Here is a 20,923-nt window from a genome sequence, read left to right as displayed (position 1 = left end):
AATCAAGGAGCCTGACCCATGCAGACTGGCCCAGCGGCACAGCGCCGTCAAACCGACGTGATGGACCCGGACCGCGCCCGCGCGCTGCAGGCGGCGCTGGACCTGCCCGTGACCATCGACGCGGGCACGCCCCTGCCGGCCTTCTTTCACCAGATCTATTTCTGGGACGCGCAGCCGCCCGGCGTGCTGGGCCGGGACGGGCACCCGCGCGTCGGCACGGGCCTGATCCCGGACCTGGGCCTGCCGCGCCGGATGTGGGCCGGGGGCGCGCTGCAGTTCCACGCCGCGCTGCGCGCCGGGCAGATGGCGGAAAAGGTCTCTCGGGTGGTGGACGTGACCCGCAAGGACGGGCGCAGCGGGCCGCTGGGCTTTGTCACGCTGGCGCATGAGATCTGGCAGGGCGGACAGCTTTGCGTGACAGAGCGGCAGGACCTCGTCTATCGCGAGGATCCGGACCCGTCAGCGCCGCGCCCGCTGCCGCCGGAGGCCCCGACCGGTGAGGAGGCCAGCCGCGAGATCGGCTTTACCGAGACCTTGCTGTTCCGCTACTCGGCGCTGACCTTCAACGGGCATCGCATCCACTATGACGTGGAATATGCGCGCGCGGTCGAGGGCTATGGCGGGTTGGTGGTGCATGGGCCGCTGCTGGCGCAGGCCTTGTTGCTGTTCGCGCAAGAACACGCGCCGGTGCGCGGGTTTTCCTTTCGCGCGACGGCGCCCCTGATGCATGACGAACGCGCCACGCTGTGCCGCGACGGCACCGAGATGTGGGTGCGGGCCCCGGATGGGCGTCAGTGCATGCGCGCGTCCGTGGAGTATTGATGGGCCGGGGCACCGCCCCGACTGAAGCCGCTCAGCAGCCGGTACCGTGCAGGACGACGCGCACCGTCTTGACCAGCACGCGCAGGTCATTGGCCAGCGACAGCTGGGCCAGGTAGGCGGTGTCGAAACCGGCGCGCTGGGCGAACGAGCTTTCGTTGCGCACCGAGACCTGCCAGTAGCCGGTGATCCCCGGGCGCATCGCGTAATAGGCGGTGCCGGGATAGATCTCCTGTTGACACGGCATCATCGGGCGCGGCCCGACCAGCGACATGTCCCCGCGCAGGACGTTGAACAGCTGCGGCAGTTCGTCGATCGAGCTTTTGCGGATGATCTTGCCGATGGTGGTGATGCGCGGGTCGTGGCGCAGTTTCTGCGTCCGGTCCCATTCCGCGCGGGCGGCGGGGTTCTCGTCGAGGTAGGCGCTCAGCCGGGCGTCGGCATCGGGCACCATGCTGCGCAGCTTCCAGATGTTGAACAACCGTCCGTTCCGGCCCAGGCGTTTCTGCGAGTAGAAGGGCGAGTGCCCGTCGCGCGCGACGAGCAGCGCAAATATGCCGATGATCATCAGGACCGGAAGGGCGCTCAGCAGGACAAGCGTCACGTCGAGCATCCGTTTGAAGATATCGCGATAAAGGGTGGGACCGGTTTCGGCGCGGAGCGCCTCGTCGATCAATTTCTCAATTCTGGCCGTAGGCAGCGGCAGGCGCAGTTGTAAAGTCAAGATGACCTCCCTGAGTCATTCGTTGACGAGAGCACCGGAATTTGATCTGAATTTTTCGCTGTTTCAGGCATAGCTCCGCCTTGACACACAAATGCGTGTCCCCCCGGGCTGAGAGGCAAATAGCCCCTGCTATGTCATCGAATGGCGATGCGCCAAAGGCGCAGCAGACCTAACGCGATACTCCCAATGTGGAAGCACCAACCCCCAAGTGCCGTTTCTTTAAATTGTGACGAAAGTTTGTCCCAATCGTTCGACAGATTTCTTATGGCTCCACGCCGCAGTTCCGTCAATCTGCACGAAAGAGTGCAACCAAAAGATGAATAGGGATCTGACGGAGGAGTTTGAAATGCGGGGAAAAATCCTGTTGAGCGCTCAAAAATGCCGTGCAGTTCGAGGGTGTTTTTGGCGGCGTCAGGCAGCTTTGTTTCCCTTTGGTAAATCGACCGCGTTGAAACAATTTTTCTGTTTTTTGCGAGCCGATGTTTCCGGATCGGGAACAGTATCGGAAAATAAGGGAAACAGGGCGTATGCGTCGTTGCAATGGCGTCGCGCAAACTCAACGCGAGACTGGGCACTCCTTCTGGCGGAAACAATGCTGGTGACTTTCCGTGGCGGAATGCAAAGGGCTGTGCCTACCGATCCGGGTTTGGCGGGGCCGGACACATTCAACAATTATAGGGGGAGTTGCCAAGCTCACGGATTGTTACAAATATAGGAAAATCGCGAGAGTCCGGCCTTGATCCTGCCCGAATCGCACCTGGTGAATGCCATTGATTCGCCAAGATCCGCCAAAAACCTGTCGGATTTTCGCCTAATACGGGAAAAATGTGGCGCGACATCATATCTGACGAGAGTGGTGGCGCCAGGCCAGAGTTGAAAGCCCGCAAGGGCGCGGATATGTCGAGCCGGCAAGCGGATCGGGACGAAAGGGCGCAGTTTGACAAACCATCTCTACAAGGGCGACCTGCCGGATGACCTAGACCTTGGCCCGGTCGTGGCCATCGACTGCGAGACGATGGGGCTGAACCCGCACCGTGACCGCCTGTGTGTCGTGCAACTGTCGGGCGGCGACGGGAATGCCCATCTGGTGCAGATTGCCAAGGGACAGACGGAGGCGCCCAACCTTGCGCGGCTGCTGACCGATCCGCAGGTCCTGAAGCTGTTTCACTACGGCCGGTTCGACATCGCCGCGATGTACAATGCCTTTGGCGCTCTGGCGGCGCCGGTCTATTGCACCAAGATCGCCAGCCGCCTGGTGCGGACATATACCGACCGTCACGGCCTCAAGGCGCTGACGCAGGAGCTGCTCTCCGTCGACATCTCGAAACAGCAGCAGTCCAGCGACTGGGGGGCTGCAGACCTGACCGAGGCGCAGAAGGACTATGCCGCATCCGACGTGCTGCACCTGCACCGGCTGCGCGACGCGCTGAACGCGATGCTGGACCGCGAAGGGCGCACGGAGATTGCCCAGTCCTGTTTCGATTTCCTGCCGACCCGGGCGATCCTCGACCTGGAAGGCTGGCCTGAAACCGATATCTTTGCCCATGCCTAAGAGAGGATGAACATGCGCCGGGGAGACGGGCTTTACTCGCGGGTGATCGCCTGGCTGAAGATACTTCTTCCCCTGGTGGCGCTGGGAATGCTGTCGACGCTGTTTTTCCTGTCGCGCTCGACCGAGCCGCTGCGGGATGTGCCCTTTGCCGAGGCCCTGCAGCAGAACGTGGCGCGTGAACAGGTGAACGCGCCCTATTTCGCGGGAACCACCACCAAAGGCGATGTGTTGACCATGACCGCGCGCAGCGTGCGGCCCGAGGGCGACGGCCAGATCATCGCCGACGAGCTGGAGGCGCGGATGCGCCTGACCGACGGCAGCGAGTTACGGCTGGACGCCCTCGAGGCGACCCTGCGTGACAAGAACCAGCTGGCGCACCTGCAAGGCGGTGTGCGCATCGAAAGCTCGCAGGGCTATGTCCTGCACACAGAGGCTCTGATGTCGCGGTTGGACGAGATCGCGGCAGAAAGCATCGGCCCGGTCAGCGGCGAGGGGCCGTTGGGCCGTTTCGAGGCCGGTCATCTCAAGATCGGGCCCAGCGGGGAAGAAGGCGCGGTGCAAATGGTGTTTTCCGGCGGCGTGAAATTGGTATATCAACCGCCGAAAGAAGAAAGTTCTGTCGAATGATCCGTCACCTGATTGCCGTCATGCTTTTCCTCGCGCCTGTGGGCGCGGCTGCGCAAGGGGCCCAGGTGGCCTTTGGCGGAATGCAACAGGATACCCGCGCGCCCGTTGAGGTGACCGCCGACACGCTGCAAGTGAACCAGGCCGACGGGACCGCTCTTTATACCGGCAACGTGGTGATCGCCCAGGGGCAGATGCGGCTGGCGGCGCCGCGGGTGCTGGTGGTCTACTCGAACGAAGCGGGGCGGATCAGGCGGATGGAGGCCACGCGCGGTGTGACGCTGGTCAGCGGATCCGAGGCGGCCGAGGCGCAGCGCGCGGATTACGACATCGAGGCGGGGCAGGTTGTCATGACTGGCAACGTGCTGCTGACCCAGGGGCCAAGCGCGCTGACCGCCGAACGCATGGTCGTCAACCTCAGCGATGGGACTGCGCAGCTGTCGGGCCGGGTGCGCACCGTGTTGCAGCAGGCGCCCGACGGCGAAGGGCAGCCCTGAGATGGCCGGTCCTGACCTGAGCGTGACCGAGGGCGACAGCGGCCTGCGGGTAAACCACCTGCGCAAGAGCTATCGCAAGCGGGTCGTCATCCGCGATGTCAGCCTGCGGGTGGACCGGGGAGAGGTGGCCGCCCTGCTGGGGCCGAACGGGTCGGGCAAGACGACCTCCTTTTACGCCATCGCCGGTCTGGTGAACCCCGAGGGCGGGCAGGTTCTGATCGACGGGTATGACGCCACCTATCTTCCGATGTACCGTCGCGCACGGCTGGGCATCGGATACCTGCCGCAGGAAATGTCCATCTTTCGCGGCCTGAGCGTCGAGGACAATATCGGCGCGGTGCTGGACATCGCCGAACGCAACGCTCACCGCCGCCGCGAACGGCTGGAGGAGCTGTTGGGCGAATTTTCCATCGAGCACCTGCGCCGCGCCCCAGCGCTGGCGCTGTCGGGGGGGGAACGCAGGCGGGTGGAAATCGCCCGCTGCCTGGCGGCTAACCCCAAGTACCTGCTGCTGGACGAACCCTTTGCCGGGGTCGATCCGATCAGCGTCGGCGACATCCGCCACCTAGTTGCGGATCTGAAAACCCGGGGCATCGGCGTGCTGATCACCGACCACAACGTGCGCGAGACGCTGGAAATCGTGGATCGAGCCTATATCCTGCATGACGGCAAGGTCCTGATGTCCGGAACGCCGCAGGAAGTGGTGAAGAACGAAAACGTCAGACGTGTCTACCTGGGCGAGAACTTTCGCTTTGGTTGAAAATCGGGCTGTGCACCCTTGACACCAGCCGGGGACACATTGTCGCGATGTCCGGCGTGTTCTGCTTCCGGTTTCCATTGACAGACCCGCCGGTTTCCTCGTCAAATATGGGTATGGTGCTATCGATCACGGCATTGCGTGTTGGCGGGCTCCTCGGTTCCGAGGCGGTTCGCGTGCATTCCGCGATCCGGTACTACCTTCCCTGAACCTTGTGACGCCGTAACGGGGGCACGTCCTCCGTGCGGCGTACGGGTGCATAAGAAAAGGACAAATCATGCGCTATCAGATCACGGGAAAACACATCGATATCGGCGATGCGCTTCAGGTTCACGTCACCAACGAGCTGGGCGCCGTGCTGGACAAGTACGGCCAGCGCCCGACCGATGCGACTGTGGTTTTCTCAAAGGCGGCCCATGAATATGTCTGCGAAGCGATCGTTCACCTGTCGAGCGGGCTGAACGCTGCCGCCAAGGGACATGCGACGGAAATCTATGCAGCTTTCGAGGCCTGCGCGGAAAAAATGGACAAACAGCTCCGTCGCTACAAGCGCCGGTTGAAAGACCATCACAAGGACCGAGCCGAACCTGTTGAACATTTCGGGGCGGCCTCGTATATCCTCGCCACCGAAGCAGATTCGGGGGCCGAAGAGCCCGAAACGCTGCAACCGATCATCGTGGCGGAGATGCAAACCAAGATCCCGTCGCTCTCGGTTGGGGAGGCCGTGATGCAGATGGAACTGGCGGGCGCGCCGGTTCTGGTGTTTCGCAACGAAAAGAAGGATGGCGTGAACGTCGTGTATCGCCGGGATGATGGCAACATCGGCTGGATCGATCCGTAAGGGTCAGCCATCCGCCACCAGACCGCTTCCGTGCAGTGTTCGCACCCTAGTTACAGGCAGGGCCCATGAAGTTTGTCGATCTCATTTCGCCGACTGCTGTCAAAGTCGTTTCCTCGACCTCCAGCAAAAAGCGGTTGATGCATGACATCTCGGACCTCGCGGAGAGCGCCTATGGCGTCAATTCGCCTCGAATCCTCGAGGCGCTGATGGAACGCGAAGCCCTGGGGCCGACGGGTGTCGGCCGCGGGGTGGCCCTGCCCCATGCGCGGATCCCGGGCATCGACTCGGTGACCGGGGCCTTCATTCTGCTGGAAAAGCCCGTCGATTTCGACGCGGTGGACCGGCAGCCCGTGGACATCGTCTTCGCGATCTTCGCCCCCGAGGAAGCCGGGGTCGAACATCTCAAGGCGCTGGCGCTGGTCTCGCGCAGCCTCCGGGACCACGGGCTCTGCGCCAAGCTGCGCGCGAATCCGGTGCCGACCACGCTCTTCACCATCCTGACAGAGGCCGAGGCCTCCAAGGCCGCCTGAGGCTTTTGCGCGACAGAGGCGCGAGGTCAGGAAATCCCCCGTTGGCGCCGATGCGCGGGCGGGGTATCTCACCAACATTCATCACCCCGACAACAGAGGAGGGCCGCACATGACCGGATTTTTCGTCACCGTTTCCTCCCTGGATCGTTCGGGCCGCTGAGATCTCTCGCCTGCGGGCGGGCTGCAATCCTCCTTGGACGATCCGTTTCGCGGCCCTTCGCCGGGCCGCCTCTCATGATTTGAGAAAGACGGACCTATGGGCAATTCCCCCATCGCGGCACGCGCGCGTGTCTGCGAATTCTATTCTGACGGCGCCTGGATCGAAGGGCGCGCCGTCGATCAACTGAACGAAGTGGCCGGCTGGCCCGGCATGAGCGCCGTGGCCGGGTTTCCCGACCTGCATCCGGGTCGCTATGGCCCGGTCGGCGGCGCTTTCCTGGCGGACCGGATCTATCCGCAACTGATCGGGCCGGACATCGGCTGTGGCATGGCGCTGTACCGGCTGGACCTGCCGCGCCGCAAGCTGAAGCTGGACAAGGCCGCGCGGCGGCTGGAGGTGCTGGAACACGGGGCAGGGACCGAAGTGGCCCGCGCGGCACTGGCCGGAACATTGGCCGAGCGGCTGGGGTCGCATGGCCTTGGCACGCTGGGCGGCGGCAACCATTTCTGCGAGGTGCAGGTGGTGCAGGAGGTGCGCGATACCGCGCCGGGCCTTGCGCCGGGTGACCTTTGCCTGCTGGTGCATACCGGCTCTCGCGGGCATGGCGCCGGGATCTTCACCGGACTCGAGGACAGCTGGAAGGCAGGTTTCCTGCCCGACAGCGCGGCGGCAGAAAGCTATGTCACCCTGCACGGTGCGGCGCAGGCCTGGGCGCGGATCAACCGCGCGCTGCTGGCGCAGACGGCGGCAGAGGCACTGCGCTGTCAGGTGGAACTGATCTGTGACGCACCCCACAACCACCTGGAGGCGCGGCCCGACGGTTGGTTGCATCGCAAGGGCGCCGCGGCGCCGGACCGGGGTCTGGCCCCTCTGGCCGGGTCGCGCGACAGCCTGAGCTACCTGATGGCGGTGCCCGAGGGGCCGGCAGAGGCGCTGGGGTCCGTCTCACACGGGGCGGGGCGGCGCTATGACCGCGCCGCCATGCACGGTCGCATCCGCCGGGTGAAGTCCGAGTTGGAGGCGATGCGCCAGACCCGGTTCGGCGGGCGGGTGGTCTGTGCCGACCGCGACCTGCTGATCGAGGAGGCAGGCAGCGCCTACAAGGACGCGGGCGCGGTGCTGGGTGACCTGGAGGCCTTCGGCTTGGCGCGCGGGATGCTGTCGCTGGCGCCGCTTATCACCTTCAAGACCTGCAAGGGAGGTCGCTGATGGTGACGCTGTTGATCTCGAGCGGCAACGGCCCGGGCGAATGCCAACAGGCGGTTGGCCATGTGCTGACCCGCCTGAGGGACGAGGCCGAGGCGCGGGGCGTGACGCTGGACCTGGCCGGGCGCGCGGGGCGCGACGGGCCGGTCTCGGCCATCGCCGTGCTCACCGGGCCGGGGGCCGAGGCGCTGGCGGCGCGCTGGGAGGGGGGGGTGCTCTGGCGCTGTCCCAGTGCCCTGCGCCCGCGCCACAAGCGCAAAAACTGGTTGTGCAGGTGTTTCGCCTGCCGGCTGCGGCACGCGGGGCTGACATCGACCCGCGCGCGGTAGAGATGAGCGCCATCCGCGCCGGTGGCCCCGGTGGCCAGCACCAGAACAAGACTTCCAGCGCGATCCGCGCGCGCTGGGGCGCCTACGCGGTGGTGGTGCGCGATCAACGCTCGCAGCATCAGAACCGGCGGCTGGCGCTGGAACGGCTGCAGGCGCTGGCCGACGCGGATGCCGCCGAGGCCCATGCCGCGCGCGAGGGCCAGGCACATTGGCTGCATCACCAGCTGCAGCGGGGGGATCCGGCGCGCGTCTTCGAGGGGCCGGGGTTCCACGAGCGGTGAGGTCTTATGCCAGGCAGGCCCTCGTGTTTCTTTGGGCTGAAAATACCTCCGGGGGTCTGGGGGCAGAGCCCCCAGCCGGTCGCCCTGCCAAAGGCAGGGCGAAACCGCTCTCAGGCCCAGTCTTCGAAGCCGAACATGACATAGTCGCGCTGATAGGCCTCGCGGCCCAGCGCCTCGATCTGGTCGTCATAGATCTGTGCCAGGGAAAAGGGCGCGCGGTTGGGCACCGGGGCCGGATCGGGCGGGGCTTGGTGGCCCACCTGCAGCGCCAGTGCCGGCAGGTAGGCCTGCATCTCGTCCTCGCGCACGATCATGTCGGGCAGGGTGAATTCGGCCATGCCCTGCAGGCATTGCGCCTGCGTGGCCCAATGCCCGTCGACGCGCAGCGCCGTCTGGCCGTTGAGGTTGGCTTTGACCCAGGCCAGCCAGGCGGTAAAGGCCTCGCGATGGGCGTTCACGTCATAGTCCGGCCCCGGTTCACCCTCGGGTATGGGAAAACTGTGCGCCCGGCGCAGGGCCTTGCGGATGCCCTGGAACCCGCCCTTTTCCGTGGTCAGGATCTTTGAGCAAAAGGCGTCATGCGCCCGCGCCAGCGGATGCCGGATCACGGTAAAGCTGCGGTGTCCGGGGCGGTCGCGTTTCCAGGCCCGCAGGCTGCCTTGATTGAACTTTTCCACCAGCTTGCCCAGGCCCACGCCATCCAGCGCCGCCAGCCAGTCCCTGACCGCGCGTTCGGGGCCGGAGCGGATCGGCATATAGAGCAGGGGTGTTTCGGCGGCGGCGATGTAGCTGGGCACCACCGGCCCGCGCCGAGGTTCGAAATTCGGTGTCCGGGCGAGGTTGAAACGGTCGAGCCGGGCAAGGCTCTCGGCCATCTCCCCGTAGTTCTCGACCTTCTCGGCGGTGGGTTGCGGGTTCTGCCGTTTCAAAGCGGTGTTGAGGCTGTCCAGCTGCGCCGCCACGCCCAGCCACCTGGCCAATCCGTTCATTACGGCGACGTCCTGCAGATCCTCGTAGGCGACGTAGAATGCCGTCTGTCCAGTGGTCTGGAGGCTGTTCAGCAGGCTGACCTGGAAGTCCTGCAGCTCGGCCAGGTGGGCCTCGAATTCCTCGGCGTCGAAACGGGCCAGGGCGTCCTTGCGTCTCTTGACGTTGGTCAGTTTCCACTGGCCCGTGGCCTGGGCGATCTTCTTGGAGATATAGCTGTCGGCCGGGTTGCGCGTCAGCACGATCTTGGCCACGCGCGGGTCGGTCAGCAGAGGCTCCAGCACGCGGGGGTCGTGATCGTGGAAATAGCGGAACCCGCCCAGACCGTCGCTGCCGGTGCGGATGCGGTCCACCAGGGCCAGCGGGTCGCGGTCGCGGTCCTCTTGCGTGACGTCCAGGATGTCCTGGGCGTTGGGGTAGCCGATGAAATGCGGGTTGAAGGCCTCTCCGTGGCAGGTCAGCCCGTCAAAGGCGTTCAGGTTCGCCTCTAGGAAATTCGACCCTGTCCGCATCTCGGCGAAGATCACGAAACAGTCGAAAGGCTGGGGCATCGGGCGCTACTTCCTGACGAGATAGGGTTTGCGGGTCTTTCCCGGATGCGAGCGCGGCAGGGGATCGACCGGGAAATCGCCCATGAGATAAGGGTGCATTCCCTGGTTCTTGAGGTCTTGCAGGAATTGGCCAAAGCCATTGAGATCGACCAGGCGAGGGGCCTCGGCCAGGCGGCGGTTGCTCTTTTGCCCGATCTCGTCGATCAGCGTTTGCAAGGGTTCCATCGGGGCCTCGATGAAATCGGCCATCGTCCAGGTGCGGATGCGCGCCTTGACGTCGGGCTTGCGCAATTCGTCCAGCATCTTGGACTCGATCTTTTGCAGGCGCGCGGCCTCTGCCCGGATCCCGGCAAAATCGCCGCCGGACTGGAACAGGGGCACCGCCCAGGCGCCCGAAATCACGCTGATCTGGGCGTTGGGGTCACGCGCCATGTGCTAAAGGACCTTGGGCGTGTCGGCTGGCCCGTATTGGAAACACTGGCGCTCGCCGCGTGTGTTCCACAGCAGATTGGTCAGAAAGGCCTTGGGGTTGGCGTCCCGCAGTTGCGCATTGTCCGGCAGCGCCCCGGCGATAACGGTTTCGCCGCCGGCGAATTCTGCCCGTTGCGGTGCAAAGAGATGGCCATGCACCTGCGCGCCGGTGGCCTTGCCCAGCCAGCGCTCGAAGTCCTTGAAGAGCTCTGCGAACCCCTGGAAGACCGAGTATTTTCCGGCTGTCACGCCGTTTTCCCAGCCAGGGGTCGGGAACCGGCTTTGCATGTAGAGGCCGGGGCGGCCACGGGTCCGGCGATCGACCGCCTTGGCAAAGATACGGTCGATCTTGCCCGGGTTCGGGTCCTGCCTTTGCTGGCCGGTGTTCGGGTGGGCCAGGAACGACTGGTACAGGCGGTCCGCATGCGGCCAGATCTTGCGCGCGACGAAGCAGTCGGACCGGCGCAAAAGCTGCAGGTGATCGTCGTAGAAGATGTGCGGCTTGCCCTGGAAATCGAATTTCGACAGCGTCAGCGACCGGCTTTCGATCTGTGTCGAGTACATCCGCGCCAGCGTCTGGAAATAGCTTTCGTCGGGAATCCAGACACGGCGGAAATAGCGGTCATACCTTGGTCGCTGCGGGTCCTGCAGGATCGCGGTCAGGGTCTGGCGGGTCAGGCACCACCACTGGCTGCCCATATGCGGCACCAGCCCCTCGGGGATGCGACGGGCATAGCCCACGGTCCTTTGCAGATCGACGAACCTGTCGAAAAGATACCGCTGGTTGCGCCAGGAAAACGGGAATTGCAGCGTGAAACGCTCATGATCCAGCCCGCCGACCGTCCAGGGCACATCCGCGGTAGTCGCGCTTTCGATGAAATCGGTGCGCGGACGCTGGGCCAGGTAGGCCTGCAATTCGGTCACCGGCCGCAGTGGCAGGCAAGAGCCGGACGACAAGTAGACGTGCCGTACCTCGGGCCAGCTGTCCAGCATCAGCTGGGCCGCATCCTGGCTGGCGGCGACAAGGCCCCAGGTGCCCCATTCACAGCGGTGGCGTTTGCAGAACCGCACATCGGGCAGATCGGCCAGCGCCTTGCGGAAATTGTCAAACGCGGGTTTGCCGACCTTGGCATCTACGTGAATCACCACCGGGCACCCGCCCGAGGCCCAGTGCCGCGCCACCTGCTCGGCCCGGTCAAAGGCAGTGTGGACCAGCATGACGACACCGACGCTCATGCCCAGTTGCCCTTGGACATGAGGCCGAGGATCTCAAGCTGGCGCCAGTTGATGTAGCGTTCCGACCATTTGCACCAGAGGTCCGGGTTGTCCCGCACCCCTTCGGCATAGGCGATGTATTCGCGGCTGGCGCCGTAGTGCTCGCCGCGTGTCAGTTCCTCTTCGGCCTTTGCACCGAAGGTGGACAGGAATTTCGTGTGCAGCAGGATGCCGCTGGCCTTTTCGCCACCCCATTCGTCGTAGACCTGGTTCAGCCCGCGCGGCAGCAGGTTGTGGGTGGAGGAAACATAGGCATAGCGCCGGTCCCATTTCACCAGCGGGATCTTGTTCAGCGCGGGCGCCAGCGCGGGTTTGTCGGCAAAGAACATCCGCGCGCGCGGCCCGCCCTGTATCCAGAGATTGCCGAACCTGGGGTTCTTCTGGATCGCGTAATTGCCGGCATCGAACCAGTTGGCGATTTCCATCGGGTCCTGCCCGGACTGGTAGGGGTGCAGATCGATCCGGCCCTTGGGGTACATGTCCAGCAGCATGGCCGAGAACGACTTGATCGAAGAGGCATCCAGCCAGTCAGTCAGCGCGCGCAGGGGGCGCGTGTCGCAGAACGGGTAGAGAAAGAATTCATCCGGGTCGACGGTCAGCGCCCAGTGGCCATGCGCGTGTTTCAGCAGCAGCCAGTTGAGCCAGTCCATGCCGAAGCGCGCGCGCTTGTAGCTGGCGCGCGTGGTCCAGACAGAGACATCCGGTTGATCGGCAAGGTAATCCGCAGAGCCATCGGTGCTGTCGTTGTCGACGAAAAAGAAATGACTCACCCCCATCTCGCGGTAGTAGCGCAGGAAATAGGGAAGGCGGATGCCCTCGTTCCGCTGGGTCGAGAACAGCAGGATGTCCGAGGGGCGGATCTGATCGGTGCGGTTCGCCAGTGGACGCAGTTCACGGCGTTTGCGGACGGCGCGGATACGCCAGCGTTTCCGTTGCATCCTCAGCCGGTATGCTTGCCATGCGCCCAAAATGCGTGCCTCTTCAATCGCGCCGGACGGGCGCCCTGTCCTGGGCTGCTATCAGGTCAGGGTTAAGACCGTTTTGAAATGTGCCGCCCATGTCGGGGGCGCAAAACGCGGTGCCTGCTCCGCGCGGGTCCGTCCCGCCTGATGATCCGCTGCCATCCGGCTTATCTCTTTGCGCCAAAGATACTTGTCCGCAACATCTGCGTAAACGGGAATGTCGCCCAGAACCTCCCAGTAAATCGGGAGGTTGTTCAGCAGCAACGGTACGCCAAGCGCCGCCGCCTCGACCGGGGGCAGGCCATAGCCCTCGGCGAAGCTGGGAAAGAGCATCCCGGCGCTGCCCTGCAAAAGCGCGGCCACCTGCCCGTCATCCAGTCCGGGCAGCTCATGCACACGGGGCGGGCGGGCGTCGAGCCGGGCAAAGACCGCGTGGTTTTCCCATCCCCGGCTGCCGCAGATCAGCAGGTGCGCCTCCGGGATCTCCTCCCAGAGGTCCAGCAGCAGGGCGTGGTTCTTGCGGGGTTCGATGGTGCCAAGGGTGACGAAATAGGGCGCCTGCCAGGGACCATCCGGCGCTTGCGTCGGGGTCCTCAGGTCCAGCCCCAGCGGGGCCGAGATCGTTTGCGGCAGGCGCTCTGCCGGGAGGTGGCGTGCCAAGTCGGTCTCTGTCTGGTGCGAGTTGCAGACCAGCAGATCCGCCCGCGCGGCGCGGTTCAGGAAATGGCGAAAACGGTCGACCGTGCCGGGGCGCTGGTACTGCGGCACGTCCAGCGGGATGGTGTCATGGATAAACACCGTCACAGGGGCGTCGATACCTTGCAGTGCCGACAGGACACGATCCGTCAGGTTGGTGTGGCCGGTGTTCACATAGGTGAGGCCGCGTGGCAGATGGCGGCGCAGCATGGCGCCAAGGCGCAGCGGCAGGCAGCGTGCCACGCAAAGACGCCGCAGGTCCGATTCCGCCCGCATCCGTATTGGGTCCAGCCCGCGCTTGATCCGCGACAGCCGATCGGGGGCCCCCCAGTTCTGCGCCGCGATCCGGTCGCGCAGGGCCACACAGCCGCGCGTATCCAGCAGAACATAGCCCAGTGACGAGCGCACCAGCCCCCAGAGAGGCCCGTGCTGAAACAGATGGGTGAGATAGGCGAATTCCACGCGGTCGACGCCGGTCATGGGGCGGCCTGCCCGGCTGACAAGCCGGGTCAGGTCCAGCAGGCGTTCACGCGGAGTAATGGCCATGCTTATGCCAGCGCCAGGCGTCGGCGATCATCTGCGGCATGGTCGAGCGAAACGGCTCCCATCCCAGGTCCTCGCTGGCGCGGGTCGAGCCCGAGACCAGCTTTGTCGCATCTCCTGCGCGGCGCGGGCCATCGGTGCAGGGCACGGGCAGGTTGGTCACCTGGCCCGCCGCCGTGATCACCTCGCGCACGGAAAAGCCGCACCCGGTGCCCAGGTTGAAAACCCGGCTGCCCTTGCCGTCTCGCAGCCAGCGCAGGCCCAGCACATGCGCCTCGACCAGGTCCATGACATGGACATAGTCGCGGATGCAGGTGCCGTCGGGCGTGTCGTAATCCGTGCCATGCACGGTCAGCCCGGGGCGCTTGCCGTCCACCGCCTCCAGCATGACCGGGATCAGGTGCGTCTCGGGGCGGTGATGTTCACCCACCTCGCCCTCGGGGTCGGCGCCCGCCACGTTGAAATAGCGAAAGATCACCGATTTCAGCCCGTGCGAGGCCTCGAAGTCCCGCAGGATGTTTTCCACCGCGCGTTTTGACGCGCCATAGGCGTTCAGCGGCTCTTGCGGGGTGTTTTCGTCCAGCACGACATTGTCATGTTCGCCGTAGGTGGCGCAGGTCGAGGAAAAGACGAAGTCGAGGCAGCCCGCGGCGCAGGCGGCCTCGATCAGGGTCAGCGAGCCTTCGACGTTGTTGCGCCAGTAAAGGCCCGGTTTGGCCATTGCCTCGCCGACTTGGCTCAGGGCGGCGAAATGCATGACGGCGATGGGCTGCCACTTGGCGAAGACCTCGTCCAGGCGGGCGCGGTCGGAAAGGCTGCCCTGTTCGAAGGGGCCGAACTTGACCGCGTCCTTCCAGCCGGTGACGAGGTTGTCGTAGGTGACGGGCGTATAGCCCGCCGCCCTCAATGCCTTGCAGGCGTGGCTGCCGATATAGCCCGCCCCGCCCGTGACCAGGACCCGACTCACGGGGTTACTCCGCGGCTCTGCGGGTCACCGCCAGTTCGTCGAGATAGGCGCCCAGGTCATCCTTGAGATCGTCGCGCGCCAGGCCAAAGGCCACGGTCGCCTGCAGGAACCCGGCCTTCGATCCGCAGTCGAACCGCTGACCGTTGAAACGATAGCCATAGACGCCGCTGCTGTCGATTTCCTTGGCGATGGCGTCGGTCAGCTGGATTTCACCGCCGGCGCCGGTTTCGGGATTTTCCAGGTGCTTGAACACGTCCGGAGACAGGATGTAGCGCCCGATCACCGCCAGGTTGGACGGCGCGTCTTCGGCCTTGGGTTTCTCGACCATGCCCTGCACCTTGACCATGTGGCCCATGTCCTCGGAACAATCGAGCACGCCGTAGGCGCTGACCTTGTCGCGCGGTACTTCCATCGCGGCGACCATGCAGCCGCCGGTTTCCTGGTAGGCCTCGACCATCTGCTGGAGGCAGGGTTTGTCTGCGGCGATCACGTCGTCGGGCAGCATGACGGCAAAGGGTTCGTTCCCGACCAGCCGGCGGGCGCACCAGATGGCATGGCCCAGGCCAAGCGCCTTGTGCTGGCGGATATAGGCGATTTCGCCCGAGTCCATGTTGGTCGACAGCAGGATGTCCAGAAGCTTGTCCTTGCCCTTGCGGCGCAACTCGTCTTCCAGTTGGGGGGCGACGTCGAAGTAATCCTCCAGCGCGCCCTTGCCGCGCGAGGTGACAAAGATGAACTCTTCGATCCCGGCGGCGCGTGCCTCGTCGATGGCGTATTGGACCAGCGGACGGTCCACCAGAGTCATGATTTCTTTCGGAACGGATTTGGTGGCCGGCAGGAAGCGGGTGCCAAGCCCCGCCACGGGAAAGATCGCCTTGGTGACTTTCGTGTTCATTACAGTCTCCATATGTCCTTGCCTTGGGGCCGGTTGGGGCCTGCATATCCTAAGGCAGGGTAAAAACCTTGGTAAAGTTGTGTTCCCAATATGTCATGACGGCCCTTTCGGACCCACGATGGCGCATTAACCTCGCGGTTTCTGCACTCGCACAATCTCTGATGTGACGCGAGAAGAAAAGAGCCATGGACGGATCGCACGCCCCTCTCGCAGGCTTTGTCCAAAGAGACCGCCCGACTGCTGCCAGACGCCGTCAGGGGTAAAGCGGACACGGTGGCGGCGGGCCGTCGGAGAGAAGATGAACAGGCTGACGATGGCGCCGTTTTCCACCGCTTTCGCCGCCTCGGAGCGCAGGCGGCTGGCCTGCCAGGGACGACCGGACAGGTGGATGCGTGGCGCGTCCGGGCGGCCGGGAAAGGGCAGGAAGGGCTGATCCGCCGGGGGCAGCGGCGGGGTGTCGCCAAAGGCGCGGGTCGCGCCCTCTTTCGCGCCACGGCGCAGCCCGCGCATCAGCCGCGTCACGTCCGCAGGGTCCAGTGTCCCGCGCTGCATGAACCGCAACAGCCGCCGGCGTTGCGCCTGCGCAAACGCTTTCCACGCCTGTTTGCGCGCCTTTTCCGGGCAGTGTTTGCGCAAAAAGACCATCTTTGACGCGCCGATCTGGCTCAGGTCGCGCGGGCTGCGGTCGCGGGCGCGGCGGGGGCTTTCGGCGAACCCGTGATGCACCTGCGCCAGCGGCACCAGAGCGGTCAGATGCCCCTCGGCGGTCAGGCGCAGGTTCAGGTCGGTTTCGTCCAGGTAGAACCGAAAGGCCGGGTCAAAACCGCCCATCTCGGCCAGCACCGACCGGCGCACCGCCATGTTGGTGCCCTCGGTCTTGATGGCCTGGCCTTCGGGAGGGCTGGGCGCCACGGCGTCGTCGCCTGTCACGTCTAGGTCATGGGCGGTGCCAGTCCTGTCGACACTGCGTGCCCGCCACTGGAAGGAGATGCCGTTGCGCCCGATCACGTAGCCGCCGGTGCAGGCCAGGCGGTCGTCCGAAAAGGGCGCCACCAGGTGCCGCAGCCAGAGCGGTTCCGGCACCGCGTCATCATCGACAAAGGCGACAATTTCACCGCTTGCGGCGCCGATGCCCAGATTTCGGGCAGCGGAAATATTCGCCTCGTCGTAGCGGATCAGCTTGATCTGCAGTGCATCGGGGCGGCTAGCCACGGCCTCGGCGCCCTCGGGGCAGGCGACCACGATCACCTCGAAGGGCGCGTAGTCCAGTTGCGCCACGCCGGTCAGGCAACGCATCAGCGCCGCCGGGCGGTCCCGGCTGACGATGACGATGCTGACCGGCGGGGTCACGTTGCTTCAGGCCTCTTTCAGCTCCACCCCCGGAGCGTAGGCGATGAAGAAGGGGTTGGCGAAGCCTTCCTTGCCATAGGCCAGCGGCGTGTGGTCGTCGAAACGCACCACCCGGCCGCCTGCGCCGTGCAGGACGGCGTGACCGGCGGCGGTGTCCCATTCCATCGTGCGGCCCAGGCGCGGATAAAGATCGGCCTCGCCGGTGGCGACAAGGCAGAACTTCAGCGAGGAACCGGCGCTGGTCATGTCCTTGACGTCATACTTGGCGATGTAGTCGTCGGTGGCCTGGTCGCGGTGCGATTTCGACGCCACCACCATCAGCTTGGAATTGTCGGGGTCGGTGACGCTGATCGGATTGGTTTCCCCGGCGGTTTCCAGGTTGAAGGGGCCCGTCTCCTCGACCGATTTGCCGACGCTGTCGGTGTAGAACATGCGGCCCTTGGCGGGGGCATAGACGACGCCGCGCGTCGGCACGCCGTCCTCGACGAGGGCGATGTTCACGGTGAAATCGCCGCGGCGCTTGATGAATTCCTTGGTGCCGTCCAGCGGATCCACGATCAGGAAGGTCATGGCAGAGACGTCATGGCTGTCGGCCTGTTCCTCTGTCACCAGCGCCACGTCGGGAAAGGCCTCGCGCAGGCCCTCGGAAATCAGCGCGTCGGCGGCCTCGTCGGCCGCGGTGACGGGGCTGTTGTCGGACTTCACCATGACCTCGAAATCGTCGGAGTTGTAGATCTCCATGATCTTTTCGCCGGCCTGCAGGGCAAGGCGGCGCATCACGGTGGTCAGCTCGGAATAATTCATGACAAGGCTCCAGACCGCGCGGGCCTCGCGCGGATTTATTGATTTGAAAGCTTGCGGGCCTTATGCTGCCCGTAAACAAAAACGGCAAGTGTGCGGTCGATCACAAGGGCGCACCCGGAGCAGGCAAGATGTTTCAGGTTTCAAGACCCCGCTCCCGGCTGGGTTCCTTTATCTATATCCTTGAATTGATCTACCACAATTCCGTGCGCGCGGTGCGCAAGACGCATGGCAATGCCTTCATGGCGATCTTCATGAATATGCTGCAGACGATCATCTTCGTCCTGGCGTTCTATTTCATGTTCCAGATCCTCGGGATGCGCAGCGCGGCCCTGCGCGGCGATTTCCTTGTCTACATCATGACCGGTGTCTTTCTCTTCATGACGCATACCAAGACACTGGGCGCCGTCGCCGGGTCCGAGGGGCCGGCCAGCCCGATGATGCAGCATGCGCCGATGAATACGGCCATCGCCATCGTCTCGGCGATGATCTCTACGCTCTACATCCAGATCCTCTCGCTGATGGTGATTCTCTTCGTCTACGACGTGGCCTTCAATCCCGAGGTCATGCAGGAAATCCACGATCCGATCGGGTGCATGGCGATGATCCTGCTGTCCTGGTTCTCGGGCGGCGCGATCGGGCTGGTCTTTCTGGCGGCCAAGCCCTGGTTTCCGACCCCGGTCAGCATCATCTCGACCGTGTACCAGCGTGCCAACATGATCGCGAGCGGCAAGATGTTCGTGGCCAACACGCTGCCCAGCTCCATGCTGGTCATGTTCGACTGGAATCCCCTGTTCCACACCATCGACCAGTCCCGTGGGTATGCTTTCGTGGATTACAACCCCCGGAATTCCGACTGGGAATATGCGTTATATCTGAGTATCATTCTGGTGATGATTGGTCTTATGGGTGAGTTCTACACCCGCAAACACGCCTCGGCCTCGTGGAGCGCGCGCCGCTGACGGTCTCGCTCTTCCGGGCTTGGGCGCGGACATAAGGACGAGAAAGTAATGAAAAAATTTGCAGCCATTTTCATCTGCCTTGCAGGGGCGGCTTCCGCGCAGGATTTCCCGGCGCTCTACAACGTCACCGGAGTGGATGACGGCGACGTGCTGAACATGCGCACCCGCCCGACGGAAAACGGCACCGTGATCGGTGCGCTGGACCACGATGCCCGGCTGGTCGAAGTGATCGAGGAAGATGACGGCTGGGGCCGGGTCAACGTCACGGGCCTGTCCGGCTGGGTGCCGTTGGAGTCGATGGAGCGCCAGGAAGGCACCGAGCTGCCCGCCGGCTATCAGTTCAAGTGTTTCGGCACCGAACCGTTCTGGAGCGCGACCGTGACCCAGAACGACAAGCTGACCTTCACCCGTCCCGATGACGACGACAAGGTGTTCAGCGCATCGAACCTGACCGCCGCCACCAGCCGCGACCATCCTTTCGCCCTGCTGGGCGCCAAGATGGGCGAACATGTGACCCTTGTCATGAACCACGAGATCTGCACCGACGGCATGTCCGACTACAAGTTCGGCTATTCCGGTTCGGTGGTGATCGGCGGCTATGAAACGCAGGTCTACACCGGCTGCTGTTCGCTGGACATGGACTGAGGCAGGGGATGGCGATGCTGAGGGTACTGCTTGCACTGCTGGTCCTTGGCACCGCCGCCGCGGCCCAGGACGGTTATCCGCGCCTGCATGACGTCGTGGGCGTAGCCTCTGACGACGTGCTGAACCTGCGTGCCGGACCGGGCGCCGGGCACGACAAGGTCGGCGAGCTGACCTTTGACGCCCGCGCGGTCGAGGTGGTCCGCGCCGAAGGCGGCTGGGGCCTGGTGAACGCCGGAGAGGGGCCCGGCTGGGCCTCGCTGCGCTACCTTGCGCCGCGCGCGGACGGGGATCTGCCCAACGTTCGCCGCGTGACCTGCGGCGGGACGGAACCCTTCTGGGACGTCGAGGTCTTTGCCGGGCAGGATGCCACGATCCGGACGCCGATGACCTACGAGACCGGCGAGAGGTTTTCCGTCGGCCTGTTCCAGCGGGCCTATAACCCGCTGGAAAAATATGTCTTGCAGGGGACTGACGGCAGCCGCGACCTGGCCCTGGTCGTGGCCGGGGCCTATTGCGACAACGGCATGTCCGACAATGAATTCGGGCTGGACGCGACGCTGATCGTCACCGGGCCGCAGGGATACGTCTATTCCGGTTGTTGCGAGCTGTCCGAGTAGGGCGGGGCCAAGGCTTTTGAAAGAGCCTTTTGCACGTGGTTGCAACCACGTGCAAAAGCCGCTTCCAAGCGGCTTGCCCGCTCAGCTCACGACCCGTAGCGTCAGGTTGATCCGCCCGCCCTTGGGCAACAGCGTGGACGAGCCGAAACGGATCCGGTCCACCCCGTGATGGGCCAGCCGGGCGTCACCGCCCATCACGACCACGTCCCCGGATTTCAGCCAGATCGATGACGTCTTCCCGCCGCGTTCGACGTTGCCCATGCGGAACAGGCCCTCGTCCCCCAGGGAGACGGAGACCACCGGGCAGGAGAAATCCGCCTCGTCCTCATCCCGGTGCAGGCCCATGCGCGCACCCTCGCCGTACCAGTTGATGAGGCAGCATTCCGGAAGCCGCTCACAGCCCGAGACGCCGCGCCAGATCGCCAGCACCTCTTCCGGGATCGGTGGCCAGTCCATGCCGTCCGGGTGGTGCCGCTCATAGCGGTAACCCCTGGTGTCGCTGACCCAGCCAAAGGTGCCCGCCGCGCTCATCCGCACCGACATCGGCCCGCGCCGCGTGCGCGGTGTGAACAGCGGCGCCACGGCCAGAACTTCGCGCAGCCGGGCCACCAGGGCCTCCTGTGCCGGGCGGTCGAGAAAGCCGGGATGGATGACAAAGCCTTTTTGCGAGATCGGGTCGGTCATAAGGGTGTTGTCAAGGAATGCAGGCTAGATGCCAACCGATGTTAGCGAGAAAGCCGTGAAATGCCGTCATCAGGATGCTTGCAGGCCTTCATACCGCTCCTTATATGTCCTCCGAACGCCGGGCACGCCCCTTACAGCGTGCCCAGCGACCAACATACGGGGCTGGATGCCGTAACGGGTCCGTCGCCTCGTGACAT

22 protein-coding genes and 1 pseudogene are annotated in these 20,923 nt (G+C 64.5%); 13 read left to right on the top strand and 10 right to left on the bottom strand.

The window, feature by feature from the left end; genetic code table 11:
- The first annotated feature begins 18 nt into the window (after window positions 1-18).
- Window positions 19-822: an HTD2 family dehydratase gene (locus tag KZZ07_RS00990; RefSeq protein ID WP_219510845.1), complete on the top strand. Its 804-nt coding sequence runs from the start codon at window positions 19-21 to the stop codon at window positions 820-822.
- 31 nt (window positions 823-853) lie between these two features.
- Here KZZ07_RS00990 and KZZ07_RS00985 read toward each other — a convergent pair whose 3' ends face one another.
- Window positions 854-1,543 carry a sugar transferase gene (locus KZZ07_RS00985; RefSeq protein ID WP_219510842.1) on the bottom strand — a complete coding sequence of 230 codons (690 nt, stop codon included), beginning with the start codon at window positions 1,541-1,543 and terminating at the stop codon, window positions 854-856.
- 937 nt (window positions 1,544-2,480) lie between these two features.
- On the opposite strand from KZZ07_RS00985, the gene KZZ07_RS00980 reads away from it, so the two are divergent.
- The 9 genes from KZZ07_RS00980 to KZZ07_RS27565 all read left to right on the top strand — a co-directional run bounded on the left by KZZ07_RS00980 (window position 2,481) and on the right by KZZ07_RS27565 (window position 8,320).
- The gene (locus KZZ07_RS00980; RefSeq protein ID WP_219510822.1) at window positions 2,481-3,095 is read left to right on the top strand and encodes a ribonuclease D; all 615 of its coding nucleotides are present in this window, start codon (window positions 2,481-2,483) and stop codon (window positions 3,093-3,095) included.
- Window positions 3,096-3,107: 12 nt separating this feature from the next.
- Window positions 3,108-3,722 carry a hypothetical protein gene (locus KZZ07_RS00975; protein WP_219510819.1) on the top strand — a complete coding sequence of 205 codons (615 nt, stop codon included), beginning with the start codon at window positions 3,108-3,110 and terminating at the stop codon, window positions 3,720-3,722.
- Window positions 3,719-4,216 carry an LptA/OstA family protein gene (locus tag KZZ07_RS00970; RefSeq protein WP_219510816.1) on the top strand — a complete coding sequence of 166 codons (498 nt, stop codon included), beginning with the start codon at window positions 3,719-3,721 and terminating at the stop codon, window positions 4,214-4,216. Before KZZ07_RS00975 ends, KZZ07_RS00970 begins: the two co-directional genes overlap by 4 nt.
- 1 nt (window position 4,217) lies before the next feature.
- Complete coding sequence (gene lptB, locus KZZ07_RS00965) at window positions 4,218-4,976, top strand: LPS export ABC transporter ATP-binding protein (protein WP_219510813.1); 759 nt, start codon at window positions 4,218-4,220, stop codon at window positions 4,974-4,976.
- A 274-nt stretch (window positions 4,977-5,250) separates the two neighbouring features.
- Window positions 5,251-5,814, top strand: coding sequence for a ribosome hibernation-promoting factor, HPF/YfiA family (gene hpf, locus KZZ07_RS00960; RefSeq protein WP_219510797.1), 564 nt, complete (start codon window positions 5,251-5,253; stop codon window positions 5,812-5,814).
- 65 nt (window positions 5,815-5,879) lie between these two features.
- Window positions 5,880-6,344, top strand: a complete 465-nt coding sequence (locus tag KZZ07_RS00955) for a PTS sugar transporter subunit IIA (protein WP_219510767.1) — start codon at window positions 5,880-5,882, stop codon at window positions 6,342-6,344.
- A 256-nt stretch (window positions 6,345-6,600) separates the two neighbouring features.
- Window positions 6,601-7,713, top strand: a complete 1,113-nt coding sequence (locus KZZ07_RS00950) for an RNA ligase RtcB family protein (RefSeq protein ID WP_219510750.1) — start codon at window positions 6,601-6,603, stop codon at window positions 7,711-7,713.
- Entirely contained in the window at window positions 7,713-8,039 is a 327-nt protein-coding gene (locus KZZ07_RS27570; protein WP_255564091.1) for a hypothetical protein, read from the top strand. The genes KZZ07_RS00950 and KZZ07_RS27570 overlap by 1 nt, the downstream gene beginning before the upstream one ends.
- A 2-nt stretch (window positions 8,040-8,041) precedes the next feature.
- Entirely contained in the window at window positions 8,042-8,320 is a 279-nt protein-coding gene (locus KZZ07_RS27565; protein ID WP_255564090.1) for a peptide chain release factor-like protein, read from the top strand.
- A gap of 110 nt (window positions 8,321-8,430) precedes the next feature.
- On the opposite strand, the gene KZZ07_RS00940 is transcribed toward KZZ07_RS27565, so the two are convergent.
- The 8 genes and pseudogenes from KZZ07_RS00940 to cysQ form a co-directional block, all read right to left on the bottom strand.
- The gene (locus KZZ07_RS00940) at window positions 8,431-9,858 is read right to left on the bottom strand and encodes a sulfotransferase family 2 domain-containing protein (RefSeq protein WP_219510732.1); all 1,428 of its coding nucleotides are present in this window, start codon (window positions 9,856-9,858) and stop codon (window positions 8,431-8,433) included.
- Window positions 9,859-9,864: 6 nt separating this feature from the next.
- Window positions 9,865-11,565 (bottom strand): annotated as a pseudogene (locus KZZ07_RS00935) (DUF5927 domain-containing protein).
- A complete protein-coding gene (locus KZZ07_RS00930; RefSeq protein WP_219510730.1) occupies window positions 11,562-12,542 on the bottom strand; it encodes a glycosyltransferase family 2 protein in 981 nt (326 codons plus the stop codon). Before KZZ07_RS00930 ends, KZZ07_RS00935 begins: the two are co-directional and overlap by 4 nt.
- A gap of 81 nt (window positions 12,543-12,623) precedes the next feature.
- Window positions 12,624-13,808 (bottom strand): glycosyltransferase family 4 protein, encoded by a 1,185-nt coding sequence (locus tag KZZ07_RS00925; protein ID WP_219510727.1) that lies wholly within the window; start codon window positions 13,806-13,808, stop codon window positions 12,624-12,626.
- Window positions 13,789-14,772 carry a UDP-glucose 4-epimerase GalE gene (galE, locus tag KZZ07_RS00920; protein ID WP_219510725.1) on the bottom strand — a complete coding sequence of 328 codons (984 nt, stop codon included), beginning with the start codon at window positions 14,770-14,772 and terminating at the stop codon, window positions 13,789-13,791. The genes KZZ07_RS00925 and galE overlap by 20 nt, the downstream gene beginning before the upstream one ends.
- A 4-nt stretch (window positions 14,773-14,776) precedes the next feature.
- Window positions 14,777-15,667: a UTP--glucose-1-phosphate uridylyltransferase GalU gene (galU, locus tag KZZ07_RS00915; protein WP_219510700.1), complete on the bottom strand. Its 891-nt coding sequence runs from the start codon at window positions 15,665-15,667 to the stop codon at window positions 14,777-14,779.
- A gap of 126 nt (window positions 15,668-15,793) precedes the next feature.
- The gene (locus KZZ07_RS00910) at window positions 15,794-17,017 is read right to left on the bottom strand and encodes a glycosyltransferase family 2 protein (RefSeq protein WP_219510687.1); all 1,224 of its coding nucleotides are present in this window, start codon (window positions 17,015-17,017) and stop codon (window positions 15,794-15,796) included.
- A 6-nt stretch (window positions 17,018-17,023) separates the two neighbouring features.
- Entirely contained in the window at window positions 17,024-17,821 is a 798-nt protein-coding gene (cysQ, locus tag KZZ07_RS00905) for a 3'(2'),5'-bisphosphate nucleotidase CysQ (RefSeq protein ID WP_219510667.1), read from the bottom strand.
- A 128-nt stretch (window positions 17,822-17,949) separates the two neighbouring features.
- Here cysQ and KZZ07_RS00900 point away from each other — a divergent pair, with 128 nt between their 5' ends.
- Genes KZZ07_RS00900 through KZZ07_RS00890 form a run of 3 tightly spaced genes read left to right on the top strand, consistent with a single transcriptional unit; the run spans window position 17,950 to window position 20,042 of the window.
- Window positions 17,950-18,780, top strand: a complete 831-nt coding sequence (locus KZZ07_RS00900) for an ABC transporter permease (protein WP_219510657.1) — start codon at window positions 17,950-17,952, stop codon at window positions 18,778-18,780.
- 48 nt (window positions 18,781-18,828) lie between these two features.
- The gene (locus KZZ07_RS00895) at window positions 18,829-19,425 is read left to right on the top strand and encodes a COG3650 family protein (protein WP_219510655.1); all 597 of its coding nucleotides are present in this window, start codon (window positions 18,829-18,831) and stop codon (window positions 19,423-19,425) included.
- Between the two features lie 14 nt (window positions 19,426-19,439).
- Window positions 19,440-20,042 carry an SH3 domain-containing protein gene (locus KZZ07_RS00890; protein WP_219510652.1) on the top strand — a complete coding sequence of 201 codons (603 nt, stop codon included), beginning with the start codon at window positions 19,440-19,442 and terminating at the stop codon, window positions 20,040-20,042.
- Between the two features lie 81 nt (window positions 20,043-20,123).
- Here the strand turns inward: KZZ07_RS00890 and KZZ07_RS00885 are convergent, their stop codons facing one another.
- Window positions 20,124-20,726, bottom strand: coding sequence for an alpha-ketoglutarate-dependent dioxygenase AlkB family protein (locus tag KZZ07_RS00885; protein ID WP_219510643.1), 603 nt, complete (start codon window positions 20,724-20,726; stop codon window positions 20,124-20,126).
- Between the last annotated feature and the right edge of the window lie 197 nt (window positions 20,727-20,923).

The organism is Mameliella sp. CS4 (genome assembly GCF_019392335.1).
Classification (GTDB): domain Bacteria; phylum Pseudomonadota; class Alphaproteobacteria; order Rhodobacterales; family Rhodobacteraceae; genus Antarctobacter.
The sequence above is the reverse complement of the archived record's forward strand: the minus strand, read 5'-3'. Positions and strand labels throughout refer to the sequence as shown.